The following is a 15231-nucleotide window of genomic DNA, read 5'->3' as shown; positions in this document are numbered from 1 at the left end:
ATCCGATGTCGAACGCAGCCCTCATTTAGCGCATTACAGGCTTAGCGCTTTCCCAAGTTTGGAGCAAATGATAAGCACTTATTCCAAAACAGGAAATAATTCTGCATGACCAATTTGGGAGATCTCGAAATCTTCGCCAGCGTCGTTGCGACCGGCAGCATGTCGCTGACGGGTCGTGCTCTCGGTTTTTCGCCGGCCGTCATTTCCAAGCGCATCAAGCGCCTGGAAGACAGGCTCGGCACCCGGCTCCTGCAGCGCACCACACGGCAGATTTCGCTGACGGAAGCGGGCCAGGGCTTCTACGACCGCGTGCTCGCCATCCTCGCCGGGCTGGAAGAGGCGGAAGCCTACATTGCCGGGCGCTCCTCCCAGATGCACGGCACGCTGAAAATCTCCGCCCCGACATCCTTCGGCCGTCTCCACATCGCGCCGCATCTGAAATCCTTCATGCAGGCCCATCCCGAACTGGCGCTCAACCTCGTTCTCAGTGACGAATTCGTCGATATCGTCGGCGGCGGTTTCGATCTTGCCATCCGCATTGCCGAGCTGACGGATTCCAGTCTTGTCGCGCGCAGGCTGGCGCCGGTGCGCCGCGTGCTTTGCGCCTCCCCTGCCTATATCGGCGCCCATGGCATGCCCGAGGATATCGACGATCTGCGCCGGCATACCTGCCTGCCCGCGCACAATCTCGACCCCTGGCGGTTGGAGGGGCCGAAAGGCAGCCTGATCTTTCGGCCGGAGGGCAGGCTCATCACCAATTCCAGCGAGGTCGTACGCGAAGCCGTCATTGCCGGCCTTGGCATTGCGCTGCGTTCCACCTGGGATATCGGGCCGGAGCTGCGCGACGGCCGCCTCGTCCAGGTGCTCCCGGCCTATGAGGGCTCGCACAACGTCACGCTTTCGGCCGTTTACCCCAGCCGACAATTCCTGCCGGCAAAAGTGCGCGTCTTCATCGATTTTCTGGCGGAACTTTACGGGCCTGTTCCCTATTGGGAGCGATGAGAACCCTTTTGAGGATCGAGGAGACCGTCATGGCCGCGCCCGAGAGCATCCGTTCCGATCTTGATCTCAACTCGAAGACGCGCCTCACCGTTATGCTTGGCGATATTACCAGGCTTTCGGTCGATGCCATCGTCAATGCGGCCAATAGCAGCCTGCTCGGGGGCGGTGGCGTAGACGGGGCGATCCATCGCGCCGCCGGGCCGGATCTCCTCGCGGAATGCCGGACTCTGAACGGCTGCAAGACAGGGCAGGCAAAGATAACAGGCGGATACCGCCTGCCGGCAAAACATGTGATTCATACGGTCGGCCCCGTCTGGAATGGCGGAAACCGTGGCGAAGATGAGCTGCTTGCCGGCTGTTATCGCAACAGCCTCAACCTTGCCTGGCAAAACGGTCTGAAGACCATCGCCTTCCCGGCCATCTCCACCGGCGTTTATCGCTTTCCCGCCGAGCAGGCGGCTAGGATTGCGATCCGCACCACCCTTGCCGAAAGCAAGGATGGTGCCTTCGATGAAATCATCTTCTGTTGCTTCGGCGACGAGATGGCGGCACTCTACGAAAGATTGCTGCCGCAGGCGCTGTCCGGAGCCTGATGCCTATCGCGCCAGATCGAGATAGGCGGAGGCGACCAGGGCATCTATATCCGTGGGAACGGGGATGACGCAGGCCTCCTTGCCGAGGCCGCCCTTGGCGACCCGCTCCAGGCATCGCGCCTGCAGGGCGAAGCCGAGATCCATGGATTCGACGGTGTTCCCCAGCGGACGCGGACCGGCCAGATTGGCCATGTGGCCGCCGCCGAGAATGTGGAAGGCTCGGCCGTCTCGCATGCGAACAGTCTCGATCTGCTCAGCTTCGTAACTATCGACGCCGACAACATCGGGACTGCTGCGGAAGCCTTCGACATCGATCTCATGCGGAAAGTGGCCGCCATTCATCAGGATCGCCCCGTCCTTGATCAAGGGCAGATCGGCAACCGTGATAATGTCCGGATAGCCCGTCACGGTGACCAGCACATCGGCAGAGCGGATCGCTGATTCACGCGGCGGCGTTGTGAAGCCATCGAGATGAGCTTCGAGTGTGGTCACCGGATCGATATCGACGACGCTAACAGCGGCGAATGCGTTGCGGAAGCACGCCGCCGTGCCCTTGCCACAAGCGCCGTAGCCGAAGACGGTCACATGTTTGCCATTGGTGGAACGGTTGGTGAAGCGCAGATAGCTCTCGAACAGACTTTGCCCGACGGCATGCCGGTTTTCGGCGAACTGTTTGATCGGACTATCGTTGATGACGAGGATCGGCATGTTGAGCTTATCGCGCATCGGCATCAGGCGGGTGCGGCCGGATGTGGTTTCCTCGGTGCCGCCAAGCAGGTTGGCATGGGGCCTATCGGCCGCGCGGGCGAAGAGATCGCCGCCATTGTCGAGCAGCAGGTCAGGCTTTTCCGCCAGGATCGCATCGAGGCTTGCACCATGCTCCTCTGCGTCGCGGGTCTGCGTCGCAAAGACCTTGATGCCCTGAGCGCGCAGATAGTCCACCGTTTCCGGCTGGGTGCTGTTGAGATTGCCGGTGCAGACGAGATCGGCGCCGCCGGCACGCAGCGTCATCAGCAGCGCAACCGTCTTCGGCTCGAGGTGAATGCCGGTGCCGATGGTGAGGCCGGCAAAGGGTTTTGTGTTACGAAACTCCGCTGCTGTGGCCGCCAGCAGACGACAGCTGCGCGCCACCCAGTCGATACGCGAAAGAGAAGAAGAGTGATCCATGATGCGCTCCTGCCGGTTGGTTCGATGCCGCGATCTGGCATGATCGCAAAGGAGGTGTCGATGGACATTGCAATGCGCTGTATGGCAGAAAATCTGCCATGTCGATGCGCTTCGTTTTGATGTTTTGCTAAGCCGGTTCGGCCCCTGTCTCGCTTAGCCAATCCGCCAATCGTACCAGTGCCGGGTCCTTCACGTCGCCGCTGCGAATGCTGAGGCTGTAGCCCGCCGGCCTACGGATGAAGCCGAAGGGGGCGACCAGAGTACCGCGATCGATATCCTCGCCAATGGCGGTGCGCGGGGCGATGGCGACCCCGAGGCCCGAGCGGGCGGCGCCGATCGCAAGCAGCAGATCCTCGAATTCGCGATCGACGGCAAAGGGGATGGGCGCGCGACCGCTTTCGGCAAACCAGTCCTCCCACAGGCTCGGGGCGGAACGGCTGGCAAGGCCGACGGCTCCGGCAAGTGCCGAAACCCCACTGGCAAGCCCGAGGCGATCGGCGATATCTGGCGTTGTGACGGGACCGAACTCATCCTCCATGAAACGAATGGCCGTGATATCGCGCGTCGGCCGGTATTCGCCGCCCATGATGACCGCTTCCAGGTCGGCGCGCTTGGCAAGCGGCTCGACCGTAGCCATCGGCACGATGTCGATATCGATATCCTGAAGTGCCGCCTGAAGCGCCGCGAGACGCGGCATCAGCCACCAGACGGCAAAGGCCGAGGGAACGCCGAGCCGGAGCGACCGCCGTTGGCCAACGGAAAGTTCGGCGGAGGCCCGCGTCAGGATGCCAAAGGCGACGCCAACGGAATCGGCGAATGCCCGGCCCTTCGCTGTCAGCACCAGCCGGCCATTCTCCCGGTCGAACAGGGGCACACCAAAATGTGCCTCCAGCAGGGTCAGCTGCTGCCTGATAGCCCCGCGCACGACGCCAAGCTCATCAGCCGCCTTCAGAATGCTGCCGCAGCGCGCCACCGCATCGAAGGCACGCAGCGCGTTCAAAGGCGGCAAGCGTCGAGGCGGGATGCGTCCGGACATAATAAATTTTTTCTCTCTTTCCAAAACGATAGCAGCCACATCCAAGCAATTGCGCCATCTGCGGCACGGAAACGCTGTGGAATGTCGCTTTCAGCATAAGCGTTGGCGAATATCAGAAGGCAAATCTTTGTATTTTTATCTACGCAGCACTCAATAAATATGTGGGGAAATACCATATAGCGTTCCGTGGAACGCAAAATTTTTCCCCAAAGTGATAATATAGAATCAAGCTGTCACTCCAACTCCTAAAGGTGAACCGACAATTGGCCTTTCTCAGCCGTATAGCAAATGATGTGCAACTCATGTTTCGGCGTCCGCCGCGACAGCAATATGCTGCGCTCTGCTATCGGGTGAAGAAGAAGACGGGTCAATTTGAGATGCTGTTGCTGACCAGCCGCGACACCGGTCGTTGGGTCATCCCCAAGGGATGGCCGATGCCGGGCAAGCTCTCTCACGAGGTCGCCGCCCGTGAGGCCTATGAAGAGGCAGGTGTGCGCGGTGTGGTGGAAACCGAGCCGCTCGGCTCGTTCGGCTACGACAAGCTGCTGAAGGACGGCATTCAGGTGCCGTGCCGGGTGCAGGTCTATGCCCTCGAAGTCAGCGAACTCGTCAAGAACTTCAAGGAAAAGGGCGAGCGCTCCATGGAGTGGGTCTCCTTCGAGGAAGCCGCCGAACGTGTTCGCGAACCGGAGCTGCACGATCTCATTCTTGCCTTCGCCGAGCGGATGACGGCAGCTTCCGCTGCGATCCAGGCGAAATAAGCCACATTCGTCACAAAAAACTGTGCCAGTGTGCCTAGCGGATATTGCGCGCCTCATCGGTCAGCGCAATACGAGAGTTTTGATCCAGGGAATTGAATGCCCGACCGACCGGCCACGCCTGCAAAAAGGACGCTCGACAAGGACCTCGACAAATTCACCTATGTCGAGGACGCGACCCATCACGTCACGAGGCGCCTGGTGGCGCCGGGCATCGGCCTGATCTTTCTCGGCCTCGCCATGGTCTTTGCCGGTATCTACGTGCTCGACCAACCGGGGGCCACACTGATCTTTGCCGCGGTGGCGCTTGCCGGCTACATGGCCATGAACATCGGCGCGAAGGACGTCGCAAACAATGTCGGCGCCGCCGTCGGTGCGCGCGCGATCACCATGACGCAGGCGCTCGTCATGGCGGCGATCTTCGAGATTCTCGGCGCGACGATCGCCGGCGGCCCGGTCATCAACACGATCTCGACCCATATCGTCGACACCAACCGCATCATCAGTGTCGGCAAGCTTGCCTGGCTGATGATGGCGGCACTTCTCGCCGCAGCCCTATGGATCAATTTCGCCACCTGGCTGAAAGCGCCCGTTTCGACCACGCATACGATCGTCGGCGCCGTCGTCGGCGCAGGTTCAGCCGCTGTCGGCCCCGAGCTCGTGAACTGGAACACGCTGGCGGCCATTTCCGCAGGCTGGGTTGTAACGCCCTTTCTCGGCGGTGCCATCGCCGCCGGCATCCTCTATTTCATCGAGAACTGCATCATCTATCGCGACGACAAGATCGCCGCCGCCAGATACTGGATTCCCATCCTGATCGGGCTGATGGCCGGTGCCTTCTCAGGCTATCTCGTGGTCCAGCTCGAACCCAAAGGCGCGATACCCAGTATCCTCAATCTGACGATCGGCCTCGCGGTCGGCATTATTGTCGGGCTCGGGGCGCGACCGCTGGTAACGGCGCAATCGGTCGGGCTGGAAAACAAGAATAGCTCGCTGCGCAAGCTTTTCCGCCTGCCGCTGATCTGTTCGGCAGCCCTGATGTCCTTCGCGCATGGCGCCAACGACGTCGCCAACGCGATCGGGCCACTGGCCGCGATTGTCCGCGATATCGGACTTGGCGGCTCGCTGAATGTCTTCGCTGAAACGACGACCCAAAAGGCTCCCTTCTGGGTGGTCATGATCGGCGGCTGCGGCATCTCCGTCGGCGTTCTGCTTTACGGCCCGCGGCTTATTCGTCTTCTCGGCGAGCAGATCACCAAACTCAATCCGATGCGTGCCTATTGCGTCGCCGTATCCGCGGCCCTCACCGTCATCGTGGCCGCCTGGTTCGGTTTCCCGGTGAGTTCGACCCACATTACCGTTGGCGCAGTCTTTGGCGTCGGCTTCTTTCGCGAGTGGTCAACCGTCCGTTCCAAGCGGCGATTTGACTATATGCGCAAAAAGGCCGAGGCGGCGGGCATACCCTGGAGCGAGCCGGAAGCCACCGATGAGCGCAATCCCGATGAGGTTCATCGCCGCCGGCTCGTGCGCCGCTCGCATTTCATGACCATCATCGCCGCCTGGGCGATCACCGTGCCGGTCGCAGCCCTGCTTGCCGCCGTCGTTTATTGGGTTATGGTCGCGCTCTTCATTTAGAGCGGTTCGGTTCCCACCGGGTCTTCGAACCGCCCTATCTCATTGTTCTAAGCAATTCCGGGAATCATCCATGCGCGCCAATTTCCGCATGCAGCGGCTGTTCGTGACATCAGACATCAAGGCAGGTGCCTCCATCGAGGCGGACCATGACCAGTTCAACTATCTCGCCAATGTGCTGCGCTTGGAGGATGGCGCCGAACTCCTGATCTTCAACGGCCGCGACGGAGAGTGGAAAGTTAGTGTCTCCTTCCCCACCCGCAAGCGCATCCTGCTGACGCCGATCGAGGAGACACGCCCGCAGCCGGCCCCGTCCGATCTGCATTATCTCTTCGCGCCGCTGAAGGTTGGGCGCCTCGACTACCTCGTTCAGAAGGCCGTGGAGATGGGTGCCGGTCTGCTGCAGCCGGTCATGACACAGCACGTGCAAGGGAAGATTACCAATCTCGACAAGGTCAAGGCCAACGTCATCGAGGCTGCCGAGCAATGCGGCATTCTTGGCATTCCCGACGTCGCCGAGCCGGTTAAGCTTACCGATCTGCTGGCAAGCTGGCCGCGCGAGCGCCGTATCATCTATTGCGACGAAGGCGATGCCGGACAAAATCCGCTGCCGCTGCTGACCAAAGTGAAGGAGAAACATCTGGCGCTGCTGGTCGGCCCCGAAGGCGGCTTTTCGGAAGAGGAGCGTGCCCTCCTGCGCAGCCTCGATTTCGTCACCGCCATTCCGCTCGGGCCGCGCATCCTGCGTGCAGATACGGCCGCCGTTGCCGCGATGGCGGTAATCCAGGCCGCGATCGGCGACTGGAACTGACCCTTTACTCCAAGACGGCAACGATGGTCGCAACGACCAGCAGGATTGCGAGCGAGATGTTGACGATCCGCGAGATCTTCGGATCTCGGAGGAAACGGGATAGCGAAGCACCCACAAGCAGCCAGACCATGTGAATGGCCACGATCATGGCCATGAGCAGCGCGATCTTGACGGTGGCGTCGAGCAGCCGCCGATCCTGAAACAGGCTGACAGTGGCGAAGACGGCAGCGATCGCCAGATAGGCCTTGGGATTGGCGACGGCGAGCAGGAAACCACCAGAAAAGGCAGGCGCCGCAACGTGATCGTCGCGGCGAGACAGCGGCGGCGCCGTGGCGATCTTGAAGGCGAGGTAGAGGATATAGACGGCGGAAACCACCGTCAGCAGCAATGCGCCGTGGGGCACGGACAGCAGAATCGCAACGACGCCGGCGGCGACGGCCAGCAAGACCGCTACGGTGCCTGCGATGAGACCGGAAACGTAAGCGAGCGACCGCCTGAAACCATAGGCGGCGCCCATCGCTGTCGCGCTGATCGTGGACGGGCCTGGGCTGCCCATGATGACCACCGAAGCAAACAGCAGTGTCAGTATGGAATAGTAAAGGGCGTTCGGACCGTTCATCGATGTGCTCCGCTTGATGTCAGTGGACGCAAAACTAGCGGCGTGAATAGAGAGGCGTCTTGAACGCTTGTGCAAATATGCTTGTGCCTGCCACTGGCGTGATGCACTAGCGAGACATAAAATCCTATTTTTTTGAACGACCCTTGAAAGAAATTCACTTGCACCGTACGTCAATCCGCGTCAATCACCCTCCAATTGACCTGCAACTGACGCGGGCTCTGCTCCGAGATCTAAGGTAATACCATGGCGCGCGATACCACCGACCAGACTCCGCTCTCCTCGGTCTCGGAAATGACGGCCTATCTGGCCGCCGGCAACAAGCCGAAGGAGAAATTCCGCATTGGCACCGAGCACGAGAAATTCGTGTTTTTCCGCGCCGACAACAGCCCGGTCCCCTATTTCGGCGAAGCCAGCATTTCCGCGCTCCTCACAGGACTGCAGAAGAAGAGCGGCTGGGATCCGATCATGGACGGCGACAACATCATCGGGCTCGGCGAACCCACAGGCATGGGCGCGATCTCGATCGAGCCAGGCGGTCAGTTCGAGCTTTCCGGCGCGCCGCTCGAAACTATCCATCAGACCTGCAAGGAATCCAACAATCATCTGGCGACGGTGCGCGAGATCGCCGAACCGATGGGCATCCGTTTCCTCGGTGTCGGCGGCAGCCCGAAGTGGACCCTTGCCGAAACCCCGCGCATGCCGAAATCGCGCTACGACATCATGACCCGCTATATGCCGAAGGTCGGCACCAAGGGTCTCGATATGATGTATCGCACCTGCACCATCCAGGTGAATCTCGACTTTTCCTCGGAAGCGGATATGCGCCGCAAGATGCGCGTGTCGATGAAACTGCAGTCGCTGGCAACGGCGCTCTTTGCCTCCTCTCCCTTCACCGAGGGCAAGCCGAACGGGCTTTCTTCCTGGCGCGGCGAAATCTGGAAAGATACCGACAACCGCCGCGGCGGCCTGCTCGATTTCACGTTCCGCGACGATTTCGGCTTCGAAGACTATGTGAAGTGGGCGCTCGACGTTCCCATGTATTTCGTCGTTCGCGACGGCCGTTATCACGACTGTACGCATGTCACTTTCCGTCGGTTCATGGATGGAGCGCTGAAGGGCGAAATCGCCGATTGGCAACCGACGATGGGCGATTGGACGAACCATCTCTCCACCCTCTTCCCGGATGTCCGCCTCAAGCGCTTCCTCGAAATGCGCGGCGCTGACGGTGGCCCGTGGCGCCGCATCTGTGCGTTGCCGGCCTTCTGGGTCGGCCTGCTCTATGACGATGAGGCGCTGACGGCGGCCGACGAGCTGACCAAGGATTGGAACTTCCAAGAGGTCAACGCACTGCGTGACGCGGTGCCGGCGCAGGGCTTGAAGGCTTCCATCAAGGCCCACGGTCTGCTTGATATTGCACGCGAAGTGGTCGGCATTTCGCGCCTTGGCCTGAAGAACCGCAATCGCTTGAATGGCGACGGCCAGGACGAAACCGTCTTCCTTTCGCCGCTCGACGAGGTGCTTGCCAAGAAGGGTACGCTCGCTGACGATCTGCTGATGCTCTACAATGGCCGCTGGAACCAGTCTGTCGAACCGATCTTCGAGGAATATCAATACTGATAGGCGGTTATCTGCCGTCGCGGCCTGGCGAGTTCACGGCAGAAACCGGTATGCGCCCTCTTTTTTCCGCTATACTATCGGAATCAAGCGCCGCCTGATTCCGAAGCGGCCTCATAGCGGGGAAAGGGACTTCGATGCTGCCACTCTTCGACATGATGATGCAGGCACAGAATGGCGCCGCCACGGAGGCCATGGCCAAGCAGTTCAGTCTTGCGCAGGAGCAGGCGGCGAAAGCGATGGCCGCGCTGATGCCGGCCTTTTCCTCCGGCTTCAAGCGCAGCGCCACCGATCCCTATAATTTCATGGGCGTGATGCAGGACATCAGCTCGGGCTCCTATGCTAAATATTTCGAGGACATGACCAAGGCCTTTACGCCCGAGGGCATTGCCGACGGCAATGCGGTGCTCGGACGGCTGTTTGGTTCCAAAGACGTTTCTCGTGCGATCGCGGCGCAGGCAGCGCAGATGACCGGCATCGGGCAGGAAATCTACAAGCGCATGTTGCCTGCTATGGCCGATACGCTGATGGGCGGTCTGTTCAAGGAGACGAGCGGCCAGATCCCGCAGATGGCCAATCCCTTCCTCAACACCGATATGGGCGAGATGATGCAGGGCTGGCTGCAGAGCATCGGCTTTGCGCCCAAACAGCAGCCGACGCCGCAGGCAAGCATCTTCGACAATCCCTTCACCCAGGCGATGGAGCTGATGTTCGGCGCCGATGCCGTCAAGCGCGAGAGGCCGGCGCCGACCAATCCTTTCCTCGACAATCCCTTCGCCAAGGCGTTTCAGGACATGATGAAGAACTTCCCGATGCCATCGGAGCCGCCAAAGGAAGAGCCGAAGGCAAAGCCCGCTGCCGGGGTCGACATGGCCGCTTATACCGAGATGTTCAACGCCATGTTCGATAGCGGCCTGGAAGTGCAGAAGAATTATCAAAAGAACATGGAAGCGATCTTCGACAGCTATTTGAAGACCGAGGACAAGCCAGCCCCAGAACAGAAGTGACATTCGGCTGATCGTATTCCGTTCCATTGTTCGCTATTCCGCACGGGCCGTGCGGATTGCGCCCGATTATCACACACTAAGACTGAGCCTATTTCTTATTTCATCTTGAAAAGGAGATAGCATGTCCAGCATCGATCAATCCGGCAGCTTTAGCCTTGGGGACAGCAAGGTCAAACGGATCGGCTACGGCGCCATGCAGCTAGCAGGCCCCGGAGTATTCGGCCCGCCGAAGGACCATGACACCGCGCTCGCAGTCCTCCGCGAGGCCATCGCCTTGGGCGTCAACCATATCGATACCAGCGACTTCTACGGTCCGCATGTGACCAACCAGCTGATCCGGGAAGCGCTCCATCCCTATCGCGACGATCTCGTCATCGTCACCAAAATCGGCGCGCGGCGCGGCGCTGATGCCTCCTGGCTGCCGGCCTTTTCCGCCGATGAGCTGAAGCAGGCGGTGCACGACAATCTGCGCAATCTGCAGCTCGACGTGCTCGATGTCGTCAACCTTCGCGTCATGATCAATCCACATCACCCGACCGAGGGTTCGATCGAGGCACCGCTGACCGCCCTTGCGGAGTTCAAGCGGCAGGGTCTGGTGCGTCACATCGGGCTTAGCAACGTCACGCGCAACCAGATCGCCGAGGGGCGCAAGATCACCGAGATCGTCTGCGTGCAGAACCTCTACAATCTGGCGCAGCGCACGGATGATGCACTGGTCGATGAACTGGAACGCGACGGCATCGCCTATGTGCCCTTCTTCCCGCTCGGTGGGTTCACACCGCTGCAATCATCGGCGCTTTCCGATGTGGCCGCGCGCCTGAACGCCACGCCAATGCAGGTGGCGCTTGCCTGGCTGCTGCAGCGCGCGCCGAATATCCTGCTCATCCCAGGCACCTCGTCGCTTGCTCACCTCAGGCAGAATATCGCGGCCGCCGAGCTGAAGCTTCCGGAAGATGCGATCGCCGAACTCGATCGCATCGCCGGTGCCGACCACGCTTGACGCACCTCTCACCGATCCGAGAAGGCTCGGGCAGAGAGCTCGAGCCGTCTCTCTATGCCGATATTGTTGAGAAACACCTCGTCGTGGCTGACAACCAGAAGCGCGCCGTCATAGGCCCGCAGCCCGGCTTCAACCGCGGCGATGGAGTCGATATCCAGATGATTGGTCGGTTCATCGAGGATCAGCAACGAAGGCGCCATCGCGCCGCCAAGTACACAAGCAAGTCCGGCCCGCAGAAGCTGGCCGCCGCTCAGGCTGGAGACAATCTGCAGCGCGGCATCAGCCCGAAACATGAAGCGCGCCAGGGCGGCTCGGCAGGCATTTTCGTCCGCATCCGGGTTGATCCGCCGGAAATTATCGCGAATCGAAAGGGATGGATCAAGCAGGCTCACTCGCTGATCTAGCAGGGCGGAATGGACGACCCGCACCGTGCCGCTCCCGGGTTTTAGCGCGCCGGAGACCAATGCCAGCAGTGTCGTTTTGCCTGAGCCGTTCGGCCCGGCGACGGCAACACGCTCCGGCCCCGTCATGATGAAATTGAAGTCGCGCAGGATCGGCCGTTCTGGCTCGTAGCCAGCGGTGACGCCTTCCATCCTGAGGACGATCCTGTTTGCCGGCAATCCCGATGTCGGCAGCTTGACGGCCAGGGGCTGCAGGATCTCGATCTTTTCGCGGGCGGCGGCGGCATCCTGCAGGGCTTGGGAGCGGCGGCGTTCGGCAAGCCGCGTCTTTTCTGCGCTCGTCATTTCGGCCCGCTCCTTCAAACCGCCGAGCATGATGCGCGGAATACCGCCCTTTGCCGCCATCTTTCGGCCGGCTTTGTCCCGCCTCGCTTGCCGCTCGACGGCTGCCTGGGCGCTTCTCTCCACTTCGGCGATACGCTTCTCCGCCTCGGCGAAATCATGCTCGGCGGCGGAAAGCTCCAGCGCCTTACGTTCGCGATATTGGCTCCAGTTGCCGCCATAGCGTGAGGCGCCGAGCGATGTCAGTTCGACGATCGCATCCATGGTATCGAGCAGCTCACGGTCATGGCTGATGACAATGGCGCCTGCCCTCCAGCCCGCAAGCAGATGGATGACAGCGGCGCGACCGTCACGATCGAGATTGTTGGTGGGTTCGTCGAGAATGAGGAAATCCGGATCGTCGACGATAAGGGCAGCCAGGCCGCAGCGCGTGCGCTGTCCGCCGGACAGGGCCACGAGAGGCGTTTCCGGAGTGACGTCAAGCCCGACACGATCAAGGGCTGCGGCGATGCGCGCCTCGAGCGTCCAGTCGGCCAAGACGAGTTCGTCATTGGTCGCCTCGCCGGCTTCCGCCCGTTTCAACACGGCAAGGGCTTTGCTTGCGCCAAAAAGATCGGCAACGGTTTCGTCCGCCTCCACCTGCACGCTCTGGCGCAGGATTCCCAATCGGCCGTTGAACGAGATGCTGCCGGATTGCGGCTGCAACTCGCCGGAGATGAGCTTGATCAGGGTCGTTTTGCCGACGCCGTTGCGCCCGACGAGGCCGGTGCGCTCAGCGCCGAAGCTCAGATCGAGATTAGAAAGAAGCGGCCGGCCGTCAGGCGTGGACCACGAAAGATTGGATAGAACGATGGATATGGGCATGAACATGAATGTCCTCGATGGCAAGGCTGAACGGCATTGCGGTCGAGGTGAAATCCATTGCTGCACACATCCTGTTGGTATCAACGATGCTCATAAACTAGGCGAGCGGCATCTTCAGTTCAAGTCCTGCGAGTGAAGATGCGGGCATTTCACGCATTGGCATCGATGGCGCCAAGGAAGTCTATGACACGCTTCCAGGTGAGATCGGCAGCCCTGGCGTTATAATCGGGTAGGCTGGCATCGGTATAGAGATGGCCGCCGCCCGGATATCGAAAAATCTCTGCGGCGGTTCCGGAGCGCTCGACGGCCTGCCGCCAGGCGGCAACGTCTTCCTCTGGTTCGAACGGGTCCGGTTCGGCCAGATGCAGCTGCAAGGGCAGACCCTTGCGCGTGTTCTCGGCGATCGGGGCGACGCCATGCAGCAAAAGGATGCCGGCCGTCTTTTCCCGCTTGGGCCAGAGGCTGGAGATAACGCCGGCCCCCATTGAAAAGCCGGCCAACACGGTCGAGGCCGGCAGCCCGGCCAGCGCCCATTCGGCGCGCTCGCAGATCGTTTCCCAGCCGATCTCGTCCTTGAATTCGAACCCTTCTTCGATCGATCGGGCGATCAGCCCATCATAGAGATCCGGCGCGAAGGCCTTGTGCCCGGCCGCCTGCACACGCTCGACCGCCTCATGTTCGAGCGACCGCAGACCATAGACGGAGTGGAAGAAGATCACCGTTGCCATCATCACTTCCCTGCTGTTCGGATCAAGTCGTTAGATAAGACAGTTGCTGCAGGAGGCAACTTGCCCGCGCGTGATCCATGACGAAAACCCGGTCTTCAGAAAGAAAAAACCCGGTGTTGGCCCTTGGGCCGAACACCGGGAAAGAGGCAGGGCTTATTGGCTATCACCCTGCGGGGAAACTATCGTCCACCATCAGCCTCTAAAGCTGCTGAAGGCGGAGAGGCGCGCGCAGCGACGCGCGGAATTGGTGAGATGGCCGGACGGATCCCCGAAGAAGGTCGAGGTGGTCAGCGCGGCGTTCAAATCCTGCCTGGTGAGGCCGATGTCGCTCAACTGAGTGTCGTTCAACTCATTCAGATATTCGATTTCCTTACGATTTCGGATTGCGCGCCAGATCGATGCGACATTGCTCAAAGCAAGCCCCACGCGTGCCGTCAGCGACAGCGATGGCGTTGCTAGGCCGAGGTCAAGGGTCCGATCTGTCGTGCGCATTTCCGTGTTCCTTTCTTTGGGCACACGCGAGCCAAGCCCCTTTCCGATGATCCGGAAAAGGGGCGTAGGCCGGGAGGAATTCGACAGGTGTTTCTGTTCGATTGGTATGCTGAATTGCATTCAGAAGATGCCAAAGCCCTATTGATCAGTCCAACGAATGTTTCTAATGATAACTATCAAACTCCTTTATAGGTGAACCCATGTCCGCGCCGCTTGATATCGATCAGTTGCAGACCTTCATCGCAATCGTGGATTCCGGAAGCTTCACCAAGGCAGCCGACCGCGTGTTCAAGACGCAATCGGCCGTCTCCATGCAGATGCGGCGGCTGGAAGAGCGCGTCGGCAAGCAACTCTTTATCAAGGATGGCCGCGGCAACCGCCTGACGGCGGAAGGCGACAAGCTGTTGAACTATGCCCGCCGCATCATTCGCCTGAACAACGAGGCGATGGCGGCTTTCGACGACAATCGGCTCGAGGGCACGCTGCGCATCGGCACGCCGGACGATTATGCCGACCGCTACATGCCCGAAATCATAGGACGTTTTGCCAAGACGCACCCGAATGTCGAGCTCTACATCGTCTGCGAACCCTCGGTCGATCTCGCCGAGCGCATGCATCGCGGCGAGCTCGATATCGCGCTCGTCACCCACAATCCGCGTGAACGCATGTCGGATGTCGTGCGAACGGAACCACTTTGCTGGGTCGGCTCGGCCAATCATCCGCTGCGCGACGATGCGCCCATTCCGCTCGCCGTCGGGCGGCGCGACTGTCAGTGGCGCCAGCTTGCCTGCTCGGCTCTCGATGCCGGCGGCCGCGACTATCAGATCCTGTTCACCAGCTGGTCCTGCACCGTGGTTGCCGCGGCCGTGCTCGCCGGCATGGCGGTTTCGGTCATGCCGGAATCGGCGCTCAGGACCGGCATGAAGGTGCTGACCCAGGCCGATGGCTTCCCACCGCTGCCGCCGGTGCAGATCGGCATCATGAAACGGGCCGGCCTGTCCGTATCGCTGATGAACGCCATCACCGCTCATATCTCGGCCTGCCTGGACAACATCACGCCGGCTGCGGTGGATGACGATCTTGACGGCGAGGTGAAAACCTATACGCGCTTCTATCCCCGACTACGCGCCGGGCACATTCTGCCGGGCTGGTGAGCTCGGGGATC

Annotated in this window: 15 protein-coding genes; 9 read left to right on the top strand and 6 right to left on the bottom strand. The window is 60.7% G+C overall.

The genetic code is table 11. The features are described 5' to 3' along the window. Window positions 1-105 precede the first annotated feature (105 nt). Both ACK83U_RS01995 and ACK83U_RS01990 read left to right on the top strand, forming a co-directional pair. A complete protein-coding gene (locus ACK83U_RS01995; protein WP_112608211.1) occupies window positions 106-1002 on the top strand; it encodes a LysR family transcriptional regulator in 897 nt (298 codons plus the stop codon). Between the two features lie 29 nt (window positions 1003-1031). After that, window positions 1032-1595: an O-acetyl-ADP-ribose deacetylase gene (locus ACK83U_RS01990; protein ID WP_112608325.1), complete on the top strand. Its 564-nt coding sequence runs from the start codon at window positions 1032-1034 to the stop codon at window positions 1593-1595. A 3-nt stretch (window positions 1596-1598) separates the two neighbouring features. Here ACK83U_RS01990 and ACK83U_RS01985 read toward each other — a convergent pair whose 3' ends face one another. Both ACK83U_RS01985 and ACK83U_RS01980 read right to left on the bottom strand, forming a co-directional pair. Further along, complete coding sequence (locus ACK83U_RS01985) at window positions 1599-2762, bottom strand: adenosylhomocysteinase (protein WP_112608213.1); 1164 nt, start codon at window positions 2760-2762, stop codon at window positions 1599-1601. Between the two features lie 127 nt (window positions 2763-2889). Beyond that, complete coding sequence (locus tag ACK83U_RS01980) at window positions 2890-3798, bottom strand: LysR substrate-binding domain-containing protein (protein ID WP_112608215.1); 909 nt, start codon at window positions 3796-3798, stop codon at window positions 2890-2892. 263 nt (window positions 3799-4061) lie between these two features. Between ACK83U_RS01980 and ACK83U_RS01975 the strand changes: the two genes are divergently transcribed. From ACK83U_RS01975 to ACK83U_RS01965, 3 genes are all read left to right on the top strand, one after another. Beyond that, window positions 4062-4559, top strand: a complete 498-nt coding sequence (locus ACK83U_RS01975) for an NUDIX hydrolase (RefSeq protein WP_112409936.1) — start codon at window positions 4062-4064, stop codon at window positions 4557-4559. A 96-nt stretch (window positions 4560-4655) separates the two neighbouring features. After that, the gene (locus tag ACK83U_RS01970) at window positions 4656-6191 is read left to right on the top strand and encodes an inorganic phosphate transporter (protein WP_112608217.1); all 1536 of its coding nucleotides are present in this window, start codon (window positions 4656-4658) and stop codon (window positions 6189-6191) included. 70 nt (window positions 6192-6261) lie between these two features. Then, window positions 6262-6999: a 16S rRNA (uracil(1498)-N(3))-methyltransferase gene (locus ACK83U_RS01965; protein ID WP_112608219.1), complete on the top strand. Its 738-nt coding sequence runs from the start codon at window positions 6262-6264 to the stop codon at window positions 6997-6999. A gap of 4 nt (window positions 7000-7003) precedes the next feature. Here ACK83U_RS01965 and ACK83U_RS01960 read toward each other — a convergent pair whose 3' ends face one another. Next, window positions 7004-7618: a LysE family translocator gene (locus tag ACK83U_RS01960; protein WP_112608221.1), complete on the bottom strand. Its 615-nt coding sequence runs from the start codon at window positions 7616-7618 to the stop codon at window positions 7004-7006. A 243-nt stretch (window positions 7619-7861) separates the two neighbouring features. Between ACK83U_RS01960 and ACK83U_RS01955 the strand changes: the two genes are divergently transcribed. From ACK83U_RS01955 to ACK83U_RS01945, 3 genes are all read left to right on the top strand, one after another. Beyond that, a complete protein-coding gene (locus ACK83U_RS01955; RefSeq protein WP_112608223.1) occupies window positions 7862-9235 on the top strand; it encodes a glutamate--cysteine ligase in 1374 nt (457 codons plus the stop codon). A gap of 134 nt (window positions 9236-9369) precedes the next feature. Then, window positions 9370-10239 carry a DUF937 domain-containing protein gene (locus ACK83U_RS01950; protein WP_112608225.1) on the top strand — a complete coding sequence of 290 codons (870 nt, stop codon included), beginning with the start codon at window positions 9370-9372 and terminating at the stop codon, window positions 10237-10239. Between the two features lie 121 nt (window positions 10240-10360). Continuing rightward, the gene (locus ACK83U_RS01945) at window positions 10361-11239 is read left to right on the top strand and encodes an aldo/keto reductase family oxidoreductase (RefSeq protein WP_112608227.1); all 879 of its coding nucleotides are present in this window, start codon (window positions 10361-10363) and stop codon (window positions 11237-11239) included. Between the two features lie 8 nt (window positions 11240-11247). Here the strand turns inward: ACK83U_RS01945 and ACK83U_RS01940 are convergent, their stop codons facing one another. The 3 genes from ACK83U_RS01940 to ACK83U_RS01930 all read right to left on the bottom strand — a co-directional run bounded on the left by ACK83U_RS01940 (window position 11248) and on the right by ACK83U_RS01930 (window position 14066). Beyond that, window positions 11248-12846, bottom strand: coding sequence for an ABC-F family ATP-binding cassette domain-containing protein (locus ACK83U_RS01940; RefSeq protein WP_112608229.1), 1599 nt, complete (start codon window positions 12844-12846; stop codon window positions 11248-11250). A 149-nt stretch (window positions 12847-12995) separates the two neighbouring features. Next, on the bottom strand, window positions 12996-13574 hold the full coding sequence (locus ACK83U_RS01935) for a dienelactone hydrolase family protein (RefSeq protein WP_112608231.1): 579 nt from the start codon (window positions 13572-13574) through the stop codon (window positions 12996-12998). Between the two features lie 192 nt (window positions 13575-13766). Then, the gene (locus ACK83U_RS01930; protein WP_112608233.1) at window positions 13767-14066 is read right to left on the bottom strand and encodes a DUF1127 domain-containing protein; all 300 of its coding nucleotides are present in this window, start codon (window positions 14064-14066) and stop codon (window positions 13767-13769) included. A 200-nt stretch (window positions 14067-14266) separates the two neighbouring features. Here ACK83U_RS01930 and ACK83U_RS01925 point away from each other — a divergent pair, with 200 nt between their 5' ends. Continuing rightward, window positions 14267-15220, top strand: a complete 954-nt coding sequence (locus ACK83U_RS01925) for a LysR substrate-binding domain-containing protein (protein ID WP_015338895.1) — start codon at window positions 14267-14269, stop codon at window positions 15218-15220. Window positions 15221-15231: the final 11 nt, after the last annotated feature.

The sequence above is a fragment of the Rhizobium sp. WW22 genome (assembly GCF_047041135.1).
Classification (GTDB): Bacteria; Pseudomonadota; Alphaproteobacteria; order Rhizobiales; family Rhizobiaceae; genus Rhizobium.
The sequence above is the reverse complement of the archived record's forward strand: the minus strand, read 5'-3'. Positions and strand labels throughout refer to the sequence as shown.

What these genes read in the sequence shown, in the direction of transcription:
- ACK83U_RS01995 (WP_112608211.1), top strand. Translation starts at nt 106, where the DNA reads ATGACCAATTTGGGAGATCTCGAAATCTTCGCCAGCGTCGTTGCGACC.
- ACK83U_RS01990 (WP_112608325.1), top strand. Translation starts at nt 1,032, where the DNA reads ATGGCCGCGCCCGAGAGCATCCGTTCCGATCTTGATCTCAACTCGAAG.
- ACK83U_RS01985 (WP_112608213.1), bottom strand. Translation starts at nt 2,762, where the DNA reads ATGGATCACTCTTCTTCTCTTTCGCGTATCGACTGGGTGGCGCGCAGC.
- ACK83U_RS01980 (WP_112608215.1), bottom strand. Translation starts at nt 3,798, where the DNA reads ATGTCCGGACGCATCCCGCCTCGACGCTTGCCGCCTTTGAACGCGCTG.
- ACK83U_RS01970 (WP_112608217.1), top strand. Translation starts at nt 4,656, where the DNA reads ATGCCCGACCGACCGGCCACGCCTGCAAAAAGGACGCTCGACAAGGAC.
- ACK83U_RS01965 (WP_112608219.1), top strand. Translation starts at nt 6,262, where the DNA reads ATGCGCGCCAATTTCCGCATGCAGCGGCTGTTCGTGACATCAGACATC.
- ACK83U_RS01960 (WP_112608221.1), bottom strand. Translation starts at nt 7,618, where the DNA reads ATGAACGGTCCGAACGCCCTTTACTATTCCATACTGACACTGCTGTTT.
- ACK83U_RS01955 (WP_112608223.1), top strand. Translation starts at nt 7,862, where the DNA reads ATGGCGCGCGATACCACCGACCAGACTCCGCTCTCCTCGGTCTCGGAA.
- ACK83U_RS01950 (WP_112608225.1), top strand. Translation starts at nt 9,370, where the DNA reads ATGCTGCCACTCTTCGACATGATGATGCAGGCACAGAATGGCGCCGCC.
- ACK83U_RS01945 (WP_112608227.1), top strand. Translation starts at nt 10,361, where the DNA reads ATGTCCAGCATCGATCAATCCGGCAGCTTTAGCCTTGGGGACAGCAAG.
- ACK83U_RS01940 (WP_112608229.1), bottom strand. Translation starts at nt 12,846, where the DNA reads ATGCCCATATCCATCGTTCTATCCAATCTTTCGTGGTCCACGCCTGAC.
- ACK83U_RS01935 (WP_112608231.1), bottom strand. Translation starts at nt 13,574, where the DNA reads ATGGCAACGGTGATCTTCTTCCACTCCGTCTATGGTCTGCGGTCGCTC.
- ACK83U_RS01930 (WP_112608233.1), bottom strand. Translation starts at nt 14,066, where the DNA reads ATGCGCACGACAGATCGGACCCTTGACCTCGGCCTAGCAACGCCATCG.
- ACK83U_RS01925 (WP_015338895.1), top strand. Translation starts at nt 14,267, where the DNA reads ATGTCCGCGCCGCTTGATATCGATCAGTTGCAGACCTTCATCGCAATC.